General features: G+C 70.8%; 19 protein-coding genes. 13 read left to right on the forward strand and 6 right to left on the reverse strand.

Annotated features, from left to right (window positions below):
• The first annotated feature begins 146 nt into the window (after positions 1 to 146).
• Positions 147 to 1,487 (forward strand): transcriptional regulator, encoded by a 1,341-nt coding sequence (locus tag ABZT02_RS23150; RefSeq protein WP_356020023.1) that lies wholly within the window; start codon positions 147 to 149, stop codon positions 1,485 to 1,487.
• Positions 1,488 to 1,562: 75 nt separating this feature from the next.
• The gene (locus ABZT02_RS23155) at positions 1,563 to 2,102 is read left to right on the forward strand and encodes an NUDIX hydrolase (protein WP_356020025.1); all 540 of its coding nucleotides are present in this window, start codon (positions 1,563 to 1,565) and stop codon (positions 2,100 to 2,102) included.
• Positions 2,103 to 2,189: 87 nt separating this feature from the next.
• Here the strand turns inward: ABZT02_RS23155 and ABZT02_RS23160 are convergent, their stop codons facing one another.
• Entirely contained in the window at positions 2,190 to 2,447 is a 258-nt protein-coding gene (locus ABZT02_RS23160; protein WP_355751958.1) for a hypothetical protein, read from the reverse strand.
• Positions 2,448 to 2,657: 210 nt separating this feature from the next.
• Positions 2,658 to 3,533, reverse strand: coding sequence for a 3-hydroxybutyryl-CoA dehydrogenase (locus ABZT02_RS23165; protein WP_356020027.1), 876 nt, complete (start codon positions 3,531 to 3,533; stop codon positions 2,658 to 2,660).
• A 181-nt stretch (positions 3,534 to 3,714) separates the two neighbouring features.
• On the opposite strand from ABZT02_RS23165, the gene ABZT02_RS23170 reads away from it, so the two are divergent.
• Entirely contained in the window at positions 3,715 to 4,974 is a 1,260-nt protein-coding gene (locus tag ABZT02_RS23170; RefSeq protein WP_356020029.1) for a family 10 glycosylhydrolase, read from the forward strand.
• Here ABZT02_RS23170 and ABZT02_RS23175 read toward each other — a convergent pair.
• Both ABZT02_RS23175 and ABZT02_RS23180 read right to left on the reverse strand, forming a co-directional pair.
• Entirely contained in the window at positions 4,943 to 5,143 is a 201-nt protein-coding gene (locus tag ABZT02_RS23175; RefSeq protein ID WP_356020031.1) for a DUF1918 domain-containing protein, read from the reverse strand. The genes ABZT02_RS23170 and ABZT02_RS23175 overlap by 32 nt on opposite strands.
• 85 nt (positions 5,144 to 5,228) lie before the next feature.
• Positions 5,229 to 6,140: a DMT family transporter gene (locus tag ABZT02_RS23180; protein ID WP_356020033.1), complete on the reverse strand. Its 912-nt coding sequence runs from the start codon at positions 6,138 to 6,140 to the stop codon at positions 5,229 to 5,231.
• On the opposite strand from ABZT02_RS23180, the gene ABZT02_RS23185 reads away from it, so the two are divergent.
• Entirely contained in the window at positions 6,139 to 7,572 is a 1,434-nt protein-coding gene (locus ABZT02_RS23185) for a PLP-dependent aminotransferase family protein (protein WP_356020035.1), read from the forward strand. The two genes, ABZT02_RS23180 and ABZT02_RS23185, sit on opposite strands and share 2 nt — an antisense overlap.
• On the opposite strand, the gene ABZT02_RS23190 is transcribed toward ABZT02_RS23185, so the two are convergent.
• Entirely contained in the window at positions 7,569 to 8,195 is a 627-nt protein-coding gene (locus tag ABZT02_RS23190; RefSeq protein ID WP_356020038.1) for a DUF6461 domain-containing protein, read from the reverse strand. The two genes, ABZT02_RS23185 and ABZT02_RS23190, sit on opposite strands and share 4 nt — an antisense overlap.
• A gap of 84 nt (positions 8,196 to 8,279) precedes the next feature.
• On the opposite strand from ABZT02_RS23190, the gene ABZT02_RS23195 reads away from it, so the two are divergent.
• Together ABZT02_RS23195 and ABZT02_RS23200 are read left to right on the forward strand one after the other, a co-directional pair.
• Entirely contained in the window at positions 8,280 to 8,720 is a 441-nt protein-coding gene (locus ABZT02_RS23195; protein ID WP_356020040.1) for a GNAT family N-acetyltransferase, read from the forward strand.
• A 62-nt stretch (positions 8,721 to 8,782) separates the two neighbouring features.
• Positions 8,783 to 9,376 (forward strand): histidine phosphatase family protein, encoded by a 594-nt coding sequence (locus ABZT02_RS23200; RefSeq protein WP_356020042.1) that lies wholly within the window; start codon positions 8,783 to 8,785, stop codon positions 9,374 to 9,376.
• Between the two features lie 192 nt (positions 9,377 to 9,568).
• On the opposite strand, the gene ABZT02_RS23205 is transcribed toward ABZT02_RS23200, so the two are convergent.
• A complete protein-coding gene (locus ABZT02_RS23205; protein WP_356020045.1) occupies positions 9,569 to 10,021 on the reverse strand; it encodes a DUF6314 family protein in 453 nt (150 codons plus the stop codon).
• Between the two features lie 138 nt (positions 10,022 to 10,159).
• Here ABZT02_RS23205 and ABZT02_RS23210 point away from each other — a divergent pair, with 138 nt between their 5' ends.
• From ABZT02_RS23210 to ABZT02_RS23240, 7 genes are all read left to right on the forward strand, one after another.
• Complete coding sequence (locus ABZT02_RS23210) at positions 10,160 to 12,637, forward strand: alpha-L-arabinofuranosidase C-terminal domain-containing protein (protein WP_356020047.1); 2,478 nt, start codon at positions 10,160 to 10,162, stop codon at positions 12,635 to 12,637.
• A 241-nt stretch (positions 12,638 to 12,878) separates the two neighbouring features.
• Positions 12,879 to 15,506, forward strand: a complete 2,628-nt coding sequence (locus ABZT02_RS23215; RefSeq protein ID WP_356020050.1) for a YfhO family protein — start codon at positions 12,879 to 12,881, stop codon at positions 15,504 to 15,506.
• Positions 15,507 to 15,589: 83 nt separating this feature from the next.
• Positions 15,590 to 15,883, forward strand: coding sequence for a hypothetical protein (locus ABZT02_RS23220; RefSeq protein ID WP_356020052.1), 294 nt, complete (start codon positions 15,590 to 15,592; stop codon positions 15,881 to 15,883).
• Between the two features lie 80 nt (positions 15,884 to 15,963).
• Positions 15,964 to 16,992: an N-acetyl-gamma-glutamyl-phosphate reductase gene (argC, locus tag ABZT02_RS23225; protein ID WP_356020055.1), complete on the forward strand. Its 1,029-nt coding sequence runs from the start codon at positions 15,964 to 15,966 to the stop codon at positions 16,990 to 16,992.
• On the forward strand, positions 16,989 to 18,140 hold the full coding sequence (gene argJ, locus ABZT02_RS23230; RefSeq protein WP_356020057.1) for a bifunctional glutamate N-acetyltransferase/amino-acid acetyltransferase ArgJ: 1,152 nt from the start codon (positions 16,989 to 16,991) through the stop codon (positions 18,138 to 18,140). The genes argC and argJ overlap by 4 nt, the downstream gene beginning before the upstream one ends.
• The gene (gene argB / locus ABZT02_RS23235) at positions 18,137 to 19,045 is read left to right on the forward strand and encodes an acetylglutamate kinase (RefSeq protein WP_356020059.1); all 909 of its coding nucleotides are present in this window, start codon (positions 18,137 to 18,139) and stop codon (positions 19,043 to 19,045) included. Before argJ ends, argB begins: the two co-directional genes overlap by 4 nt.
• Positions 19,042 to 20,229 carry an acetylornithine transaminase gene (locus ABZT02_RS23240; protein ID WP_356020062.1) on the forward strand — a complete coding sequence of 396 codons (1,188 nt, stop codon included), beginning with the start codon at positions 19,042 to 19,044 and terminating at the stop codon, positions 20,227 to 20,229. Before argB ends, ABZT02_RS23240 begins: the two co-directional genes overlap by 4 nt.
• Positions 20,230 to 20,236 lie beyond the last annotated feature (7 nt).

Here is a 20,236-nt window from a genome sequence, read left to right on the forward strand (position 1 = left end):
GCCGGCCTCTTGCGAGGCATTTCAGTCAACCGGCCGGGAACTCTCCGCAACAGCGCGCACACCCTGCGGATTCGAGCACTCCGTTCACACCCCGTGTGAAGGCGGACCCACTAATCTGTCGGCACCGAGCCACCCGGGGGGCACAGATGCAGCCCAACACTCTGCTCGACGCGATCCTCGACGAAGCCGGGATCTCGCACGCGGGGCTTGCCGCACATGTGAATCAGGCCGGAAGAGCGCGCGGCCTCGCGCTCAGGTACGAACACACCGCCGTGGCACGGTGGTTGAAGGGCCAGCGCCCGCGCGGACAGGTGCCCGACCTGATCTGCGAGGTTCTCGCCGGCCGCCTCCGACGCCCCGTCACCCTCGACGACATCGGCCTCGGGGTGCCCGGTGAACCCTCCGCCCCGCACGGCACCTCGCTGTCCGGTTTCGTCGAGCGGGCCACCGCCCTGTGGCGCTCCGACGAACAGCAGCGTCCGCACATCCTGGGCGCCCCCGCGGTCACCGGCACGCCCGCCGTCATGCCGGTGTGGGAGTGGGAGAACCCGCCCGAGGACGTCGACGTCTCCCGTGGCGGCCGGCACCGGGTCACCACCGCCGACATCGAGATGCTCCGGGCGGCCCGCACCCACTACGAGCAGATGTACCGCAAGGCCGGCGGGGTGGCGACCCGCAGCCGGATCGTCGGCTTCCTGAACGCCGAGGCCGCCCCGCTGCTGCGCGGCAGCTACACCGACGAGACGGGCCGCCAACTGCACCGCGCCACCGGCGGGTTGGTCGCGGTCGCCGGTATCTGCGCCTACGACTCCGACGCGCACGGCCTCGCCCAGCGCTACTTCCACCAGGCCCTCAGACTCGCCAAGGCCAGCGGCGACCGGGGACTCGGCGCGTACGTCATCGCGCTGCTGGTCAACCAGTCCCTGTTCATGCGGGAGTACCGCCAGGCCGTCGCCTTCGCCGAGGCCGCGCTGCGGGCCGCCGGCAGGCACATCACCCCGGCGCTCGCCTGCGACCTCTACGCGATGCAGGCCAAGGCATACGCCCACCTCGGCGACGGCACGACCGCGCTGTCCTGCATCCGGCGGGCCGAGCAGGCCGCCGAACGCATCCGGCGCGGGTACGAGCCCGACGAGACGGGCTATGTCCAGCCGGGGCTCGTCAACGTCCAGGTGGCGGAGGCACTCCTCAGTCTCGGCGAACTCGCCGCCGCCGCCGCGCATGCCGCGGCCGCCGTCGACAACCCGGCCCACGACCGGGGCCGGGTGCACCGGCTCGCCATGCTCAGCACCATCGAGCTGCGCCAGGGCAACGCCGACAAGGCGGTGGCCACCGCCGTGCAGATGGCGGAACAGGCCCGGGGAATGGAGTCCCAGCGCCTGCGCGACAGACTCAGAGCCGTACGTGAACACCTGGTCCGCAGCGGCTGCGCGGGCACGGCCGCGGCAGCCGAACTGATCGACGGCGCACTGCGCGTGCCCCTGTAGGCCGGCACACGGGAGCCGACACCCCACAGTCCCTGCTGCGATATTGCCACTTACTCGACGGAAGGTGGCAGAACCGTGCAGTGGACGAAACAGAACGAACAAACTGTGTATGTAAACCGCTGGTTCAGCGTCAATCTCGCCGATGTCGAGCTGCCGGACGGGCGGCATCTCGACCACTTCCTGATACGGCTGCGGCCCGTGGCCGTCGCCACGGTGGTGAACGAGGCCAACGAGGTCCTGCTGCTGTGGCGCCACCGCTTCATCACCGACAGCTGGGGCTGGGAACTCGCCGCGGGTGTGGTCGAGGACGGCGAGGACGTCGCCGTCGCGGCCGCCAGGGAACTCGAGGAAGAGACCGGCTGGCGGCCGGGACGGCTCCGGCACCTCATGAGCGTGGAACCCTCCAACGGGCTCACCGACGCCAAGCACCACATCTACTGGGCCGACGAGGGCGAGTACATCGGGCACCCCGTGGACGACTTCGAGTCGGACCGCCGGGAGTGGGTTCCCCTGAAGCTCGTTCCCGACATGGTCGCCCGTGGGGAGGTCCCGGCCGCCAACATGGCGGCCGCGTTACTGCTGTTGCACCATCTGAGGCTCGGTCAGGACGCCTAGGGCCTGTCCGGCGGACTGTTTCCTTCGGCCGGCCTGATCCGCCGGACCGGCCCTCGCCCTGATCCCCCACCCGAGTGCCCCGAAGCCTCAGTGGCCGAGGGCCTGCCAGATCGCCACGACGAGCGCGCCCACGGCGGTGATCGCCGCGACCGCGGGAAGCGGCCAGCGGGCGTGCTCAAGGGCGATGATCCGTGCGCTCAGATCGTCGATCTCCTTGTCCGTCTGTTCCGTGCGATGACTGAGCAGAGCGAGTCCGCCCTCGACGCGTGCGTACGCGACATCGAGGCGGCGCCGTAACTCTGCGAGTTCTCCATGGACCACGGGATGCTCCGGGTCGGCGGTCACGGGTCCGCTCCTTTCCGTAGTCGTCACATCCCTTGCATGCGCATGAAGAGTCAACTCGCCTGGTGGACGCAGGGGGAGAGTGTGCGACGGGCATATGCGGGCCCGGCGCGCACACGGTGTGTGAATGACGCGGGCCCGGCGCTCCGAGGAGTGCCGGGCCCGCGTTCGTCGCACTGTGTAAGCAGCACCCTGGAACGGACAGGGTGCGGGTCAGCCGTAGGTGTAGAACCCCGAGCCGGTCTTCCGGCCGAGCCGACCCGCGTCGACCATGCGCTGGAGCAGCGGGGGAGCGGCGTACAGTGGCTCCTTGTACTCCTCGTACATCGAGAACGCGACCGAGGCGACGGTGTCCAGGCCGATCAGGTCGGACAGCTTCAGCGGGCCCATCGGGTGGGCGCAGCCGAGCTCCATGCCGTTGTCGATGTCCTCGCGGCTGGCGATGCCCGACTCGAACATCCGGATCGCGGACAGCAGATACGGGATCAGCAGCGCGTTGACCACGAAGCCGGAGCGGTCCTGGGCGCGGATCGCGTGCTTGCCGAGCAGCTTCTCGGCGAACTGCTGGGCGCGGGCCAGCGTGCCCTCGGAGGTCGTGAGCGCCGGGATCAGCTCGACGAGCTTCTGCACCGGGGCCGGGTTGAAGAAGTGGATGCCGACGACCTGGTCGGGCCGCGAGGTGGCGACCGCCAGCCTCACCAGCGGGATGGAGGAGGTGTTGGAGGCCAGAATCGCGTCCGGGCGGGTCACCACCTGATCCAGCACCTGGAAGATCTCGGTCTTGACCTGCTCGTTCTCCACGACGGCCTCGATGACCAGATCGCGGTCCGAGAACTCGCCGAGATCAGTGGTGAAACTCAGCCGGGCCTGCGTCGCCGCCAGCTCGTCCGCCGAGATCTTGCCGCGTTCGGCGGCCTTGGTCAGGGAGTTGAACAGCCGGGTGCGGCCGATCTCCAGGGCCTCGCCGGTGGTCTCGGCGACCCTCACGTCCAGACCGGCGCGGGCGCACACCTCGGCGATGCCCGCCCCCATCTGGCCGCAGCCCACCACTCCTACGCGCGCGATGTCTCCGGCCGGGAAGTCCGTCACTTCGTCCCTTTCGCTGATCTTCACCTGGGGGCAGGCCGGCCGTGGCCGGATCCTGCTCCGTTCGAGCACGTTACTCCCAAGTATCGATGATCGATCGTCTGGGTCCGGCATCGTTCGGGCATTCTGGGGCGCGGAGACGATCCGTGACCGAGCGGATCCATGCTGTTGGGGGAGTGTGCACATGGGACGTCTGTCACGCCGGGCCTTCGCGCTGGCCGCGCTGTCCACCCTGACGACGGCCTCGGGAGCGGCCGCCGCGCCGGGCCACAAGAGGCGGGCGGCGACCGAGATGCGGGGGGTGTGGCTCGCCACCGTGTCCAACCGGGACTGGCCGTCGAAGCCGGGGTTGACCGCCGCACAGCAGCGTGCGGAACTGATCGCCCACCTCGACCGGGCGGCGGCGGACCGCCTGAACGCGGTGATGTTCCAGGTGCGGCCCACCGCCGACGCCCTGTGGCCCTCGACGTACGAACCCTGGTCGCAGTACCTCACCGGGACGCAGGGCGAGAACCCGGGCTGGGACCCGCTCGGCACCGCCGTCACCGAGGCGCACCGGCGGGGCCTGCAACTGCACGCCTGGTTCAACCCGTACCGCGTCGCCAACCACGCCGACCTGACGAAGCTGGTGGCCTCCCACCCCGCCCGCAAGCACCCGGACTGGGTGGTGCCGTACGGCGGGAAGCTCTACTACAACCCAGGACTGCCCGAGGTCCGCGCCTTCGTCCAGGACGCGATCCTCGACGCGGTGCGCAAGTACCCCGTGGACGCGGTCCACTTCGACGACTACTTCTACCCGTACCCGGTGGCCGGCCAGACCTTCGACGACGACGCGGCCTACGACGCGTACGGCGGCGCCTTCTCCAGCCGGGCCGACTGGCGGCGGGACAACATCGACAAGCTGGTCCTGAAGACCGCGGCCCGCATCAAGCGGATCCGGCCCACGGCGCAGTTCGGCATCAGCCCCTTCGGGGTGTGGCGCAACGCGGCCACCGACCCGCTCGGCTCGGACACCCGCGCGGGTGTGCAGTCGTACGACGACAACTTCGCGGACACCCGCAAGTGGGTGCGTGAGGGCTGGATCGATTACCTCGTGCCGCAGCTCTACTGGAACATCGGCTTCCCGGCCGCCGACTACGCCGAACTCGTGCCCTGGTGGGCGGAACAGGCGCAGGGCAGCAGGACCAGGCTGTACCTGGGCGAGGCGCTCTACAAGGCGGGGGACCCGGCGCAGCCCGCGGCCTGGCAGGACCCCGCCGAGCTGTCCCGGCATCTCACGCTCGCGCGCGAGTACGCACAGGTGCGCGGGCATGTCTTCTTCGCCGCGAAGGAGGTCACCTCCGACCCGGTCGGGGCGATGGCGCGAGTGGTCGCCGACCACTACCGCAAGCCGGCGGCTCCCCCGCGCCGGGTCACCGGCCGGTCTGCTGGAACCGGTGCCTGATCTCGGTGTCGGGGCCGGGTGAGCACACGCCCTCGTGCCCGTCCTCGAAGCGGACGCGGTACGGGGGATTGCCTGCCTGACCCATTACTTCGACGATCTCGCCTACCTTGTCCTGCTGTCCGACCACCCTGCCGTGCTGGACAAGCTGGTCGCCCACGGTTGCAAGCATCAGCGGTGCCTCCTCACCAAGTGAGCGGTCCGTGGCCTGATTTTACGGCGCGGGGGCGCACTGGGAGCCGACGCGTACGCGCCGCTCAGCCCCGCGCCCGCTGGGTGACCGCGATGCACACGAGCACCGCCGCGGCCGTCAGCGGGGCGGCCACCGTCAGGTGCTCGCCGAGCAGCAGCACCGACCACACCAGTGTGAGCAGGGGCTGGGCCAACTGCAACTGGCTGGCCTTGGGGATCCCGATCGCCGCCATGCCCCGGTACCAGACGACCAGCCCGAGGAACTGCGAGCCCGCCGCCACCCAGAGCAGTCCGGCGACGCTGTGCGCGGTGAGGTGCACGGGCTCGTACGACAGCGCGAGAGCAGCCGCGGGCACGCCCACCGGCAGGCACAGCACCAGCGCCCAGGCGATGACCTGCCAGCCGGGCATGACCCGGGCCAGCCGGCCGCCCTCGGTGTAACCGGCCGCGCACACCAGCAGCGCGGCGAAGAGATACAGGTCGGCGGTGGTCAGGGCGCCGCCGCTCTGCTGCACGGTGAAGGCGACCACCGCGGCGGCGCCGGCGAGGGCCGCGGTCCAGAAGGTGCGCGAGGGGCGGGTGCCCATGCGCAGGGCGGACAGCAGCGCGGTCGTCAGGGGGAGCAGACCCACCACGACCGCGGCGTGCGCGGTGGTCGACGTCCGCAGGGCGAGCGTGGTGAGCAGCGGGAAGCCGACCACCACCCCGCCGGCGACGACCGCGAGCCCCGGCCGGTCACGACGGCTGGGCATCGGGACACGCAGCGCCAGGAGACACCCGCCCGCGACGAGGGCCGCGAGGACGCTGCGCACGGCGACGAGGGACCAGGGCCCGAAGCCCTCAAGACCCCACGCGGTGGCGGGGAAGGTGAGGGAGAAGGCAGCGACGCCGAGGGCGGCCTGGACCGTGCCGAAGGTCTGCGTCGGGGCGGGAACCGCTATCCCAGTCGGTGCGGTAGCGCTACTCTGTACTCTCATGCAAGAGCGTAGCAGCGTCACCGACCTGGCGGAACAGCTACGGCGAGAGCTCGACCGCTACTCTGTCGGTGGAAAGCTCCCGTCGAGCAGGGCTCTCGTCGAGCGGTTCCGGGTCAGCCCGGTGACCGTCTCCCGTGCCCTCGCCCAGCTCGCCGCCGAGGGGCTGGTGGTCACCCGCCCCGGCGCCGGTGCCTACCGCGCACCGGCGCGCCCCACCGCCGCCGCGGCCGGGGACACCTCCTGGCAGGAGGTCGCACTGAGCGCGGACGGCGCCGCCGATCTCGTACCGCGTTCGGTGGACGCGTCCGGCGTCCTGGTCTCGCTGGCCGCCCCGCCGCCCGGGGTGGTCGAGTTCAACGGCGGCTATCTGCACCCCTCGCTCCAGCCGGAGCGCGCGATGTCCGCGGCCCTGGCCCGGGCGGGCCGCCGCCCCGGAGCCTGGGGGCGGCCGCCGACGGAGGGGCTGCCGGAACTGCGCGAGTGGTTCGCGCGGAGCATCGGCGGCCCGGTCACGGCCGCGGAGGTGCTGATCACCGCGGGCGGCCAGTCGGCGCTGACGACCGCGCTGCGCGCGCTGGCCCCGCCCGGCGCACCCGTGCTCGTCGAGTCGCCCACCTATCCCGGCATGCTGGCGATCGCACGCTCCGCGGGCCTTCGCCCCGTGCCCGTCCCGGTGGACGCGGAGGGCGTGAAGCCCGCTCTGCTCGCCGACGCGTTCCGGGCGACCGGCGCGCGGGTCTTCGTCTGCCAGCCGTTGTTCCAGAACCCGACCGGCGCGGTGCTGGCCCCCGAACGCCGGGGCGAGGTGCTGCGGATCGTCCGCGAGGCCGGTGCGTTCGTCGTTGAGGACGACTTCGTACGACGACTCGTGCACGAGGACGCCGGCCCGCTGCCGCGTCCGCTGGCCGCCGACGACCCCGACGGAGTCGTCGTCCATGTGAGCTCGCTGACCAAGGCGACCTCGCCCAGCTTCCGGGTGAGCGCGCTCGCCGCCCGCGGCCCGGTACTGGAGCGCCTGCGCGCGATCCAGATCGTCGACACCTTCTTCGTCCCCCGCCCCCTCCAGGAGGCGGCCCTGGAACTGGTCGGTTCGCCGGCCTGGCCCCGCCATCTGCGCACGATCTCGACGGAGCTGAAGACCCGCCGGGACACCATGACCGCCGCCCTCCGCCTCCACCTCCCCGAACTCGCCCTCGCGCACATCCCGTCGGGCGGCTACCACCTCTGGCCCCGCCTCCCCGACGGTACGGACGAGACCGCCCTGACCGCCGCGGCCCTGCGCGCGGGCGTGGCGATCACCCCTGGCCGCCCGTACTTCAGTGCGGAACCCCCGGCGGGACACCTGCGGTTGAGCTTCGCGGCGGTGGCGGGCCCGCAAGAGATCCAAGAGGGCGTACGACGGCTGCGTACGGCCTGCGAGGAGGTGCTCTAGCCGCGCGGCACCGACGCCACCCCGCACCGGAACTCGGCGGTGGCGAAGAGCTCAGGCGTCAGACGTATGCCGGTCAGGCGGTGGGCGAGGGCGAAGGAGGCGCCGGTCAGGATCGAGTAGTAGGCGTCGTGGTCGCCGTCCTCGTCGCGCTCGGCGAGGTCGAACCCGGACTCCCGCATCTCGGCGAGGAGTTCGTCGGGACGGCTCCCGTAGCGCGCGTCGGCGAAGAGCGGTTCGAAGTGCAGGCGCAGATCGCCGTCCTCGTACCAGCAGAAGCGGTCCACCGCGTTGACGTTGAGGAAGTGCGAGACCACCCTGCGGCCGCGCGAGACGGGCAGCATCGCCTTGTCGGTGATGCCGAGATACCCGTTGAACTCGACCATCAGAGTCCAGTCCGCCACGGCCGTGGCCCCGACGAACAGCCGGGAGGGGCCGGAGAACTCGTACGACGGTCCGCCCAGTCCGTCCACCCCGACGATCCGGCCGCGTCCGTCGGCACCCAGCTCCCCGAGCAGGCCCTCGGGTGTGATGTCCCGGACCAGCGTGAGGCAGTACGCCTCCATCAGCAACTGGTACCGCTCCTTCAGCCACGCGTAGTCCGTGGCGGTCGTCATCCCCGTCATGCACGCAGCATCGCACCCGGGACTGACAACTCCCCTCGGGAAAACCGCTCGACGCCGCCGTTCGCGGCCTGGGAATCTCGCGGCATGACCGACACGCCACCCCTCGCCGAGGGCTACGAGATCTCCACCGACCCCGACCGCATCGACGCCGGGCGGGTGCACCACTGGCTGTCGACCGACGCGTACTGGGCCGTCGGGCGGCCGCGGGAGAAGCAGGACCGGGCCATCGCCGGATCGCTCAACTTCGGCGTGTACGCGGTGGAATCAGGGGATCAGGTCGCCTATGCCCGGGTGGTCACCGACCTGGCCAGTTTCGCCTGGCTGTGTGATGTGTACGTGGACCGGTCGGCGCGGGGCGAGGGGATCGGCACGGCGTTGGTCGGGGCCGTGCGCGAACACCTGCGGCCCTACGGCCTCAGACGCATTCTGCTCGCCACCCACGACGCCCACGGGGTGTACGAGAAGCTCGGGTTCGCGCCGCTGGCCAAACCGGATCAGTGGATGGCGCTCGTCTTCGGGCAGTGAGCCTCGGGGCACCCTCGGTAACACCTCTTGACCTGCGCACTTTCGCGGCTCACGATCGCCGCATGCAACTTCGGGTCACGTTCGTCGCCGCCGCGCGCAGCTCCTCGCTGCTCGCCGAGCGGTTCGAGGACGACCGTCCGCTGGACCAGGCCGGCTGGGACGAGGTGCTGGGCGTGGCGCACGATCTGCTGCCGCTCGCGGCGGCCGAGCTGAGGTACTGCTCGCCCACGCCCCGCAGCCGCGCCACCGGGGACGCCCTCGGCTACTCCCCGCTGGTCCAACTCGCTCTGCGCGACTGTGACATGGGGCGCTGGCGCGGGCTGACCCTCGGCGAGGCGATGGCCCGCGAGCCGGAGTCCGTGGACGCCTGGCTCGCCGACCCGCGGGCGACCCCGCACGGCGGCGAGTCACTGCTGACCTTCATCTCGCGGGTGGGTGAGTGGCTCGACACCCGGCCGGTGGAGGACGGCGGCCGGGTCGTCGCCGTCGCGGAGCCCGCCGTGGTCCGGGCCGCGCTCGTGTACACGCTGAAGGCGCCGCCGTCGACCTACTGGAACCTCGACGTACGTCCCCTGTCGGCGACCACGGTGACCGGCCGGGCGGGCCGGTGGAGCCTGCGTTTCGAGGGCGTACCGACGCAGCCCGCACGGGCCTAGCCGACGGCTTCTCGGGCGAGCCGTCGGCCGGTTTGGGGGGCGTGGCAGTCGGGGCTTGGCCCGGTGGGGTGCCGGCTGTCGTACTGATGCTGCCGGAGGCGTCGCGCCGTGCGATTCCGGACGTCTCGTGCGAGTGGCCGCCGGGGCTCGGCGCTGGGGCGCCGGCCGTCTCGTACCGGTGGTCCTACGTGGTCAGGAGCCGGTCGTCTCGCGTGTGTAGCCGGTCGTCAGCACCAGGTGCTTCGCCGGGCCGCCGACCCGCCACACCGTGCGCCAGTGGTCCGCATCCAGGACGGTGAACTCGCCGCGGTAGAGGTCCGCCGCGCAGGGGTGGTCGGTGACGTGGTGGCCGGAGGTGAGGTCCAGGTCGTGGAAGGGGCGCCCGTCAGAGAAGTGGACGTCCGCCGTGCCCGGTGTGCCGCCCGGAAGGAAGCGCAGGGTCCGTTCCGCGTGGCGTGGGGCGCCGTGCCAGACGAAGATGCCCGACTCCCGGGACAGCAGTCCGCCACCCTCCAGTCGGCTGAAAGCGGTCGTACCGGAGAACCGCCCCTCGTCCCCGCTCGCCAGATCCCGCACGGTGCGCTCGGTCCGCCAACTCCCGGCCAGATGGCTCAGCACGTCCGTCACTGGCCAGAACTCGTCCATCGGCCCCTCCCTTCCGACACTTTCGAAACCGCGCGACCCGTTGACGCTCCGGATCACCCTCCCTATCTTGCCGTTCGAAGTGCTGATCATCGTTTGATATTTCGAACGTCACCTTCGACAGAGAGCCGCGGAGTATCCATGTCACGCACCCGCTGGAGACTCGGTCTCAGCGCCACCGCCTTCCTGGTGGCCGCCGGTCTGGTCCCCGCCCCCGCCCATGCCGAGGACGTCACCGACTACGCGATCACCGTCGACCCGGCCGCCAAGGGCGCGAAGATCGACGACACGATGTACGGCGTCTTCTTCGAGGACATCAACCGGGCCGCCGACGGCGGTCTGTACGCCGAGCTCGTCCAGAACCGGTCCTTCGAGTACTCCACCGCCGACAACTCCTCGTACACCCCGCTGACCTCATGGACGGTCGACGGCACCGCCCAGGTCGTGAACGACGACGGACGACTCAACGCCCGCAACCGCAACTACCTCTTGCTGGGCGCCGGTTCGTCCGTCACGAACGCCGGATACAACACCGGCATCCATGTCGAGGAGGGCAAGAAGTACGACTTCTCGGTCTGGGCCCGCGCGGACGCCGGTACGGCTCTCACGGTCTCGTTGCAGGACACCGACGGCATGCTCGCCACCGCCCGCAAGGTGACCGTGACGAAGAACGGCTGGGCCCGGTACAAGGCCACCTTCACGGCCACCCGGACCAGCAGCAACGGCCGCCTCACCGTGGCCTCCTCGGCCGCGGCCGCCCTCGACATGGTGTCCCTCTTCCCGCGCGACACCTACCGCGGTGAACCCAACGGACTGCGCAAGGACCTCGCCGAGAAGATCGCCGCCCTGCACCCGGGCTTCGTACGCTTCCCGGGCGGCTGCCTGGTGAACACGGGCTCCATGGAGGACTACAGCGAGAGCTCCGGCTGGCAGCGCAAGCGCGCGTACCAGTGGAAGGACACCGTCGGCCCGGTCGAGCAGCGTGCGACCAACTCCAACTTCTGGGGCTACAACCAGAGTTACGGCCTCGGCTACTACGAGTACTTCCGCCTCTCCGAGGACATCGGCGCCATGCCGCTGCCCGTCGTCCCCGCCCTGGTGACCGGCTGCGGCCAGAACAAGGCCGTCGTCGACGAGGCACTGCTCAAGCGGCACATCCAGGACACCCTCGACCTCATCGAGTTCGCCAACGGCCCGGCGAGCTCCACATGGGGCAAGGTGCGCGCCCGGATGGGCCACCCGAAGCCCTTCCACCTCACCCACATCGAGGTCGGCAACGAGGAGAACCTGCCGAACGAGTTCTTCGCCCGGTTCAAGGAGTTCCGCGCGGCCATCGAGGCGAAGTACCCGGACATCCAGGTGATCTCCAACTCCGGCCCGGACGACTCCGGTACGACCTTCGACACGGCCTGGCAGCTCAACAAGGACGCCAAGGTCGACATGGTCGACGAGCACTACTACAACAGCCCGCAGTGGTTCCTCCAGAACAACGACCGCTACGACTCCTACGACCGCGGCGGCCCGAAGGTCTTCCTCGGCGAGTACGCCTCCCAGGGCAACACCTTCAAGAACGGCCTCACCGAGGCCGCGTTCATGACCGGCCTGGAGCGCAACGCCGACGTCGTCAAACTCGCCTCCTACGCCCCGCTGTTCGCCAACGAGGACTACGTCCAGTGGCGCCCGGACCTGGTCTGGTTCAACAACCACGCCTCCTGGAACTCCGCCAACTACGAGGTCCAGAAGCTCTTCATGAACAACGTCGGCGACCGCGTGGTGCCCTCCACGGCCACCGGCACACCCTCGCTGCTCGCCCCGATCACCGGCGCTGTGGGCCTCTCGACCTGGGCGACGACGGCGTCGTACGACGATGTGAAGGTCACCGGCGCCGACGGGACCACCCTGCTCACCGACGACTTCAGCGGCGACGCCTCGCAGTGGACCCACAGCGGCGGCGGCAGCTGGAGCGTCCAGGACGGGCAGTACGTGCAGACGGACGTGAACGCCGAGAACACCCTGGTCTCGGCCGGCGACCCGTCCTGGCACGACTACGACCTGAAGGTGAAGGCCACCAAGAAGGCGGGCAAGGAGGGCTTCCTCGTCGCCTTCGGCGTCAAGGACACCGGCAACTACTACTGGTGGAACATCGGCGGCTGGAACAACACCCAGTCCGCCGTCGAACAGGCCGTGGACGGCGGCAAGTCGACGCTGGTCTCCAAGGCCGGGTCGGTCGAGACCGGCCGTACCTACGACATCGACGTCAAGGTGCGCGGCCGCCAGGTGACCCTCTACCTCGACGGGCAGGAGTGGGGCAGCTTCACCGACGACAAGCCGGCCGAGCCGTTCCGTCAGGTGGTCACCAAGGACCAGAAGACCGGTGACCTGATCGTCAAGGTCGTCAACGCCCAGAACTCGGCGGCCCGTACGGCTGTCGACCTGGGCGGCGCCAAGGTCGCGTCCAAGGCCCGGGTGACCACCCTGGCGGCCGCGCCCGACGCCGTGAACAGCGAGACGTCGACCGCGGTCGCCCCGGTGGCGTCCACCTTCGACGGGGTCGCCGGGAAGTTCTCGTACACCTTCCCGGCGAACTCGGTCACCTTCCTGAGGATCAGGCAGAGGTAGCCACGGGTCGGTGGGCTGCTGTCCGACGGGCAGCAGCCCCCGCTCGCCATGGCCCCGGGGGGATCCGCCGCAACCGGCCGGGCCGCACTTTCCGTTGGCTTTCGGGTGGTGCGGTGTTCACTCCGCCGCCATCGGCAATCGCACAACCAACCGGATTCGCCCCCCGTCTAATTCGGCGCAGAAACAACGCGCTGGGGTGAAGGCCCCGGACCGGGGGCCTGAATTGACCAGTGGACAGGGCGTGCGACCGACCGTCCCGCCCGAACCGAAGACCGCGGACGACCTCATCGGGGAGCGGCCGCCGCTGCCCGCACCGGGCCCGTCGGCCGGGCCGGGGCAGGCCGCGCTGCTGGCGGCGGCGATCACCGTGGTCGTGCTCTGCGCGGCCGACGCCGTCGCCCGCAGCTACCCCTTCGGGCCGCGCACCCGGAACGTCAACGACCTGGGGAACCAGTACGTCCCGTTCCACGCACACCTGTGGGACCTGCTGCACGGACAGGGCACCGGCGGCCTCCTCGTCAACTGGCAGTCGGGATTCGGCACCAGCTTCCTGCCCGACCTCGGCACCTATCTCACCAGCCCGTTCGCGCTGCTCGTGGCGGTCTTCCCGCGCGACGAGATCGATCTCGCGGTGTACGTGATCACCGTGCTGAAGATCGCGTGCGCCGGTGCCGCCATGGCCTGGCTGCTGCTGAGCCTGCGCCCGGGGCGCTGGTGGGCGGCGGGCCTGCTGGGCGCGTCGTACGCCCTGTGCGGCTGGACCGTGGCGACCGCCTCGTACAACCTCATGTGGCTCGACGGACTGATAGCCCTGCCCCTGCTGTGCCTGGTCGGCGAGTGGATCCTGAGCGGCCGGCGCCCGCTCCTCGGGGTGCTGGTGGTGACGGCCGCCTGGATCGCCAACTTCTACACCGCCTACATGGCCACCCTCGCCGCCGCTCTCGTGTTCCTGCTGCGGCTGTGGCTGGCCGACCTGCCGCGCCGCCGCAGGCTCACGGCGGCGGGCCGGGCCGTGGTGACCTTCGCGCTCGGCATGGGCCTCGCCGCGCCCCTGGTGACGGTCGTGTACTTCGGCAGCGCGCACGCCTCCGAGGGCCGGTTCACGCGGTTCGCGCCGGTCGGCACGGAGGACCTGCTGGCCCGGCTGCTGCCGACGACGTACAGCTTCGGCTCGCCGGCGCTGTTCGTCGGCACCACGGCACTGCTGCTCGCCCTCGCCCTGCCCTTCCACCGGGGGGCTCCCCGCCGGGTGCGTGCCGGGTGGACGCTGCTCGTGCTCGTCGTGACCCTGTCGATGCAGTGGGGCCCGACCCATCTGATGTGGCACGCCTTCGCCGAGCCGCAGGGCAGTTCCTACCGCCAGACCTTCGTGGTGTGCGCCCTGCTGGTCGTCGCGGCCTGGCACACGCTGTCGTACGGCCCCCTCGACCGGCGTGCGCTGGGCGCCGGGGGCGGGCTGCTCGCGCTGATCGCGGTCGTCGCGAGCGGCAGTCAGCTGGTCCGCTCCTTCGCGTGGCCGGTGTTCCTGACGGCGGCCCTGGGCGCACTGCTCGGGCTGGTCCTGCTCGGCCGTGAGCGCCCCGTACTGCGCATGGCCCCGGCCGCGCTCGCCGCCGTACTGCTCGTCGGGGCGCAGCTGGGCGAGGCCACCGCCACCGACGCCGTGGCCACCCGGATGCGGTTCGGGCACATGGACGACTACGCCCCCTGGGGCGACCGGCAGCAGGACCAGGCGGACGCGATCGCCCAGGCCGACGGCTGGCCCCGCTACCGCACCGACCCGGGCCGGGAACCGACCGTCGGCAACGACCCGCTGGAGGTCGGCGGGCAGGGCGGCCAGTACTACAGCAGCCACACCTCGGCCGTGCTCAGCAGCACGCTCACCGCCCTGGGCGGTGGCTGGACCTCGGGCGGCCGCAGCCTGCAGAGTCTGGACAACGCGGTCACGGACGCCATCTTCTCCGTGGGCGCCCGGGTGCACTCCCCGCCGGACCCGCACCAGAACTGGTTCCCGCAGGACGGCAGCGGGGTCACCGTGACCCGCGAGGACGTCCCGCCCCTGGTGACGGTCCGGCCGTCCGCCGCGACCGGTTCCTTCGGGCCGTCGCCGTACCGCAACCAGGAGCTGCTGCTGGGAGCACGCGTCTACACCCTGCCCCGCATCACGGTCCTCAACAGCGCCGGGAAGCGCGCGGACCGCAGCACCGACCAGCGGCAAGGCGTGCGGGTGGGAGGAAAGGCGACGATCACCGCACAGTGCCGGGCGGGCGGCGAGGTCTACCTCTGGGCGCCGTATTTCGCGGGCACCGCACGGCTCGATGGTCCCTCCGCCCACGGCCTGACGGGACGGTTCCGGGCCGACTTCCGCCCCCTCACCAAGATCGCCGCCATGGAGCGGCTCGGCACGGTCCCGGACTCCGGGCGCCTGACGATCGAGCTGTCCGCGAACCGGCTGGGCGTCGTGCCGGACCAGGCGGTCGGCTGCCTGGACACCGGACGCCTGCGGGCCGCCGTACGACAGCTCGAGGCCACCGGCGCCACCAAGGTCACCGTCTCCGGCTCCGGCGGCACGATCCGGGCCGAGCTCCCGGCCGGCAGCCAGGGCGTCGCCGTCGTGGCCGCACCCCGGATCGCCGGCTGGCGCTGCGCCTCCGGCGCCGCGGCCGCCGTACCCGCGAGGGAGTACCACGGACTGATCGCCGTACCGCTCGACGGCAGCTCGACGGGTGTCACCTGCGTCTTCCGTCCGCCCGGCCTGCGCCTGGGGACGGCGGTCGGCGGCGGCGCGCTCGTCTCTCTCGTCGCCCTCGTCGCCCTCGGCGCCTTCAGCGCGGTGCGCCGACGAAGGGACACGGGACACCCACGGTGACGCGGCGCTTGCATCGGTGAGCTTGGCGGTCATTTGGTGAAACGGCTGTGGAAGCGTGGAATCGTCGCCTGTATCTCTTGGACATGAGTGGTCATGGACTCGACGCCAGTCACGTCTCCCTGTTCGCTGTCGCCGCGGTCGGTATCGTCCTCAGCGGGCTCTCCCTCGCGCGAGTCGGCCCTTGGAAGGGCCGTCCGCCGAGAACGGCGCTGCCCGTTCTGCTCCTGAGCGCCGGGATGGGTATCGGGGCGCTCTCCGGCATCCCCTCGACCCATCGGCTGCTCTGGGACTCGATACTCCTGCCGCCGAGCATGGTGCTCACGCTCGTCAGCGTGTACCTCTTCCTGCGCGCGGCGGCACACCGCTACCCGGGGTGAGTGAGGTCGCGGCGCAACGGAGCGTTCTTGCATAAACGTGCAGCGAAACGTATAGTCATGCCATCCAGGAGGAGGATGACATGGCGGTACGGGCGGCAGTGGCCGGAGCGAGCGGATACGCGGGCGGTGAGGTCCTGCGACTGCTCCTGGCGCACCCCGAGGTCGAGGTCGGCGCGCTGACCGGCAACTCCAACGCCGGGCAGAAGCTCGGCGCACTCCAGCCCCACCTGCTGCCGCTGGCCGACCGGGTCCTGCAGGAAACCACGGCCGACGTCCTCGCCGGACATGACGTCGTCTTCCTCGCCCTGCCGCACGGACAGTCCGCCGCCGTCGCCGAGCAGCTCGGTCCCGACGTCCTCGTCGTCGACATGGGCGCCGACTTCCGGCTGAAGGACGCGGCCGACTGGGAGAAGTTCTACGGCTCCGCGCACGCCGGCACCTGGCCCTACGGCCTTCCCGAGCTGCCCGGTGCCCGCGCCGCGCTGGAGGGAACCAAGCGCATCGCGGTGCCCGGCTGCTACCCGACCGCCGTCACGCTCGCCCTCTTCCCGGCCTACACCGCGGGCCTCGCCGAGGACGAGGCCGTGATCGTCGCCGCCTCCGGCACCTCCGGCGCGGGCAAGGCGCCCAAGCCGAACCTGCTGGGCAGCGAGGTCATGGGCTCCATGTCGCCGTACGGCGTCGGCGGCGGGCACCGGCACACGCCGGAGATCGTCCAGAACCTCAGCGGGGTGGCCGGTTCGAAGGTGAGTGTCTCCTTCACGCCGACCCTCGCGCCGATGCCCCGCGGCATCCTCGCCACGTGCAGCGCCAAGGCGAAGCCCGGCGTCACCGCCGAGTCCGTGCGCGCCGCCTACGAGAAGGCCCTCGCCGACGAACCCTTCGTCCACCTGCTGCCCGAGGGCCAGTGGCCCGCCACGGCGTCCGTCTACGGTTCGAACGGCGTTCAGGTGCAGGTCGCCCTCGACGAGGCCGCGGGCCGCATCATCGCGATCAGCGTCATCGACAACCTGGCCAAGGGCACCGCCGGTGGTGCCGTCCAGAGCATGAACATCGCCCTCGGTCTCCCCGAGGAGCTGGGTCTTTCCACGATCGGAGTCGCACCGTGAGCGTCACGGCAGCCAAGGGATTCCAGGCGGCGGGCATCGCCGCCGGAATCAAGGAGAACGGCAACCCGGACCTGGCCCTCGTGGTCAACACTGGGCCCCGCCGCGCCGCCGCCGGTGTCTTCACCTCCAACCGCGTGAAGGCCGCGCCCGTCCTGTGGTCCGAGCAGGTCCTGAAGAGCGGTGAACTGACCGCCGTCGTGCTGAACTCCGGTGGCGCCAACGCCTGTACGGGACCGAAGGGCTTCCAGGACGCGCACGCGACCGCCGAGAAGGTGGCCGAGGTCCTGGAGATCGGCGCGGGTGAGGTCGCCGTCGCCTCCACCGGACTCATCGGCCTGCTGCTCCCGATGGACAAGCTCCTGCCCGGAGTCGAGACCGCGGCCGCCCAACTCTCCGAGCACGGGGGCGAGAAGGCCGCCATCGCCATCAAGACCACCGACACCGTCCACAAGACGTCCGTCGTCACCAAGGACGGCTGGACCGTGGGCGGCATGGCCAAGGGCGCGGGCATGCTCGCCCCCGGTCTCGCCACCATGCTGGTCGTCCTCACCACCGACGCGGATCTGGAGAGCGAGGTCCTGGACAGGGCCCTGCGGGCCGCCACCCGGACCACCTTCGACCGCGTGGACTCCGACGGCTGCATGTCCACCAACGACACCGTGCTCCTGCTCGCCTCCGGCGCCTCCGAAGTCACCCCCGCCTACGAGGAGTTCGCGGAGGCCGTACGGCAGGTCTGCGACGACCTCGGCCAGCAGCTCATCCGGGACGCCGAGGGCGCCAGCAAGGACATCAAGGTCGAGGTGGTGGGCGCCGCGAGCGAGGACGACGCCGTCGAGGTGGGCCGCTCCATCGCCCGCAACAACCTCCTCAAGTGCGCGATCCACGGCGAGGACCCCAACTGGGGCCGCGTGCTCTCCGCGATCGGCACGACGCAAGCCGCTTTCGAGCCCGACCAGTTGAACGTCGCCATCAACGGCGTCTGGGTCTGCAAGAACGGCGGCGTGGGCGAGGACCGCGACAAGGTCGACATGCGCTACCGCGAGGTGCACATCGTCGCCGACCTCGCGGCCGGCTCCGAGACCGCCACCATCTGGACCAACGACCTCACCGCCGACTACGTCCACGAGAACAGCGCCTACTCGTCATGAGCACCACGCGTAAGCACACCGCGCTCCCCAAGGCCCAGATCCTCATCGAGGCGCTGCCCTGGCTGGTCCGCCACAACGGCAAGACCGTCGTCATCAAGTTCGGCGGAAACGCCATGATCGACGAGGACCTCAAGAAGGCCTTCGCCCAGGACGTCGTCTTCCTGCACCACGCCGGTCTCAAGCCGGTCGTCGTGCACGGCGGCGGCCCGCAGATCAGCGCCGCCCTCGACAAACACGGCATCGTCAGCGAGTTCAAGGCCGGCCTGCGCGTCACCACCGAGGACGCCATGGACGTCGTACGGATGGTGCTGGCCGGGCAGGTGCAGCGCGAGCTGGTCGGACTGCTCAACCAACACGGGCCGCTCGCCATCGGGTTGACCGGCGAGGACGCGCACACCATCACCGCCACCAAGCACCAGCCCGAGATCGACGGCGAGTTGGTCGACATCGGGCGGGTGGGCGAGATCACCGCGATCGACACGGGCGCGATCGAGGCACTGCTCGCCGACGGCCGGATCCCGGTCGTCTCCTCGATCGCCCGGAGCCAGGACGACGGACATGTCTACAACGTCAATGCTGATACGGCGGCTGCGGCACTCGCTGCTGCTCTTGACGCCGAAACCCTCATGGTCCTCACGGACGTCGAGGGCCTCTACGAGGACTGGCCGCACAGTGACGAGGTGATCAGCCGCCTCACCGCTTCCCAACTGGAGAAGCTGCTGCCGGAGTTGAGCTCCGGCATGGTCCCGAAGATGGAGGGCTGTCTGCACGCCGTGCGCAACGGCGTGACCACGGCCCGGGTCATCGACGGGCGGGTCCAGCACTCGATCCTGCTGGAGATCTTCACCGACGAAGGGATCGGCACGATGGTCGTGCCGGACGCGCAAGAGGGGGATGCCGTATGACCGACAATCAGGAGCTCACCCAGCGCTGGCAGGGCTCGCTCATGAACAACTACGGCACCCCGCGGCTCCCTCTCGTGCGCGGCGAGGGCCTCAAGGTCTGGGACAGCGAGGGCAACCAGTACCTCGACTTCGTCGGTGGCATCGCCACCAACGCGCTCGGCCACGCCCACCCGGCGATCGTCGAGGCCGTGAGCCGGCAGATCGCGTCCCTCGGCCACATCTCCAACTTCTTCATGGCCGAGCCGACCGTCGCCCTCGCCGAGCGGCTGCTCCAGCTGTTCGGCCGGGACGGCAAGGTCTTCTTCTGCAACTCCGGCGCAGAGTCGATCGAGGCGGCCTTCAAGATCGGCCGGCTGACCGGGCGCACCCATATGGTCGCCACCGAGGGCGGCTTCCACGGCCGGACCATGGGCGCCCTCGCGCTCACCGGCCAGCCCGCCAAGCGGACCCCCTTCCTGCCGCTGCCCGCCGACGTGACGCATGTGCCGTACGGCGACGCGCAGGCACTGGCCGCCGCGGTCACCGAGGAGACCGCGCTGGTCGTCATCGAGCCCATCCAGGGCGAGAACGGTGTCGTGGTCCCGCCCGTCGGCTACCTCAAGGCCGCCCGGGCGATCACGGCGGCCAAGGGCGCGCTGCTCGTCCTCGACGAGGTGCAGACCGGCATCGGCCGTACCGGGCACTGGTTCGAGTACCAGGCCCACGAGGGTGTGCTGCCGGACGTGGTCACCCTCGCCAAGCAGCTCGGCGGCGGACTGCCGCTCGGTGCCACCGTCGCCTTCGGGCGGGCCGCGGAGCTGCTCCAGCCGGGGCAGCACGGGACGACCTTCGGCGGGAACCCGGTCGCGTGCGCGGCGGGGCTCGCCGTGCTCGACACCATCGAGAACGACGGGCTGCTGGAGAACGTCAAGCGGCAGAGCGAGAAGGTGCGGGACGGCATCGAGTCGCTGAAGCACCCGCTGATCTCCCATGTCCGGGGTGCGGGCCTGCTGCTGGGTATCGTGCTCACCGAGCCGCTCGCGCCGAAGGTGCAGCAGGCTGCTCAGGACGCCGGTTTCCTGGTGAACGCGCCCGCCCCCGATGTCGTACGGCTGATGCCGCCGCTGAACCTCGGCGACGACGAAGTGGACGCGCTTCTTCAGGCTCTCCCCGGCATCCTGGGTGCCGCCGAGGGAGACGGATGATCCGGGG

It is taken from the genome of Streptomyces sp. NPDC005402 (genome assembly GCF_040606575.1).
Lineage (GTDB): Bacteria > Actinomycetota > Actinomycetes > Streptomycetales > Streptomycetaceae > Streptomyces.

What these genes read in the sequence shown, in the direction of transcription:
- ABZT02_RS23150 (WP_356020023.1), top strand. Translation starts at nt 147, where the DNA reads ATGCAGCCCAACACTCTGCTCGACGCGATCCTCGACGAAGCCGGGATC.
- ABZT02_RS23170 (WP_356020029.1), top strand. Translation starts at nt 3,715, where the DNA reads ATGGGACGTCTGTCACGCCGGGCCTTCGCGCTGGCCGCGCTGTCCACC.
- ABZT02_RS23175 (WP_356020031.1), bottom strand. Translation starts at nt 5,143, where the DNA reads ATGCTTGCAACCGTGGGCGACCAGCTTGTCCAGCACGGCAGGGTGGTC.
- ABZT02_RS23185 (WP_356020035.1), top strand. Translation starts at nt 6,139, where the DNA reads ATGCAAGAGCGTAGCAGCGTCACCGACCTGGCGGAACAGCTACGGCGA.
- ABZT02_RS23180 (WP_356020033.1), bottom strand. Translation starts at nt 6,140, where the DNA reads ATGAGAGTACAGAGTAGCGCTACCGCACCGACTGGGATAGCGGTTCCC.
- ABZT02_RS23190 (WP_356020038.1), bottom strand. Translation starts at nt 8,195, where the DNA reads ATGACGGGGATGACGACCGCCACGGACTACGCGTGGCTGAAGGAGCGG.
- ABZT02_RS23195 (WP_356020040.1), top strand. Translation starts at nt 8,280, where the DNA reads ATGACCGACACGCCACCCCTCGCCGAGGGCTACGAGATCTCCACCGAC.
- ABZT02_RS23200 (WP_356020042.1), top strand. Translation starts at nt 8,783, where the DNA reads ATGCAACTTCGGGTCACGTTCGTCGCCGCCGCGCGCAGCTCCTCGCTG.
- ABZT02_RS23205 (WP_356020045.1), bottom strand. Translation starts at nt 10,021, where the DNA reads ATGGACGAGTTCTGGCCAGTGACGGACGTGCTGAGCCATCTGGCCGGG.
- ABZT02_RS23210 (WP_356020047.1), top strand. Translation starts at nt 10,160, where the DNA reads ATGTCACGCACCCGCTGGAGACTCGGTCTCAGCGCCACCGCCTTCCTG.
- ABZT02_RS23220 (WP_356020052.1), top strand. Translation starts at nt 15,590, where the DNA reads ATGAGTGGTCATGGACTCGACGCCAGTCACGTCTCCCTGTTCGCTGTC.
- argC (WP_356020055.1), top strand. Translation starts at nt 15,964, where the DNA reads ATGGCGGTACGGGCGGCAGTGGCCGGAGCGAGCGGATACGCGGGCGGT.
- argB (WP_356020059.1), top strand. Translation starts at nt 18,137, where the DNA reads ATGAGCACCACGCGTAAGCACACCGCGCTCCCCAAGGCCCAGATCCTC.
- ABZT02_RS23240 (WP_356020062.1), top strand. Translation starts at nt 19,042, where the DNA reads ATGACCGACAATCAGGAGCTCACCCAGCGCTGGCAGGGCTCGCTCATG.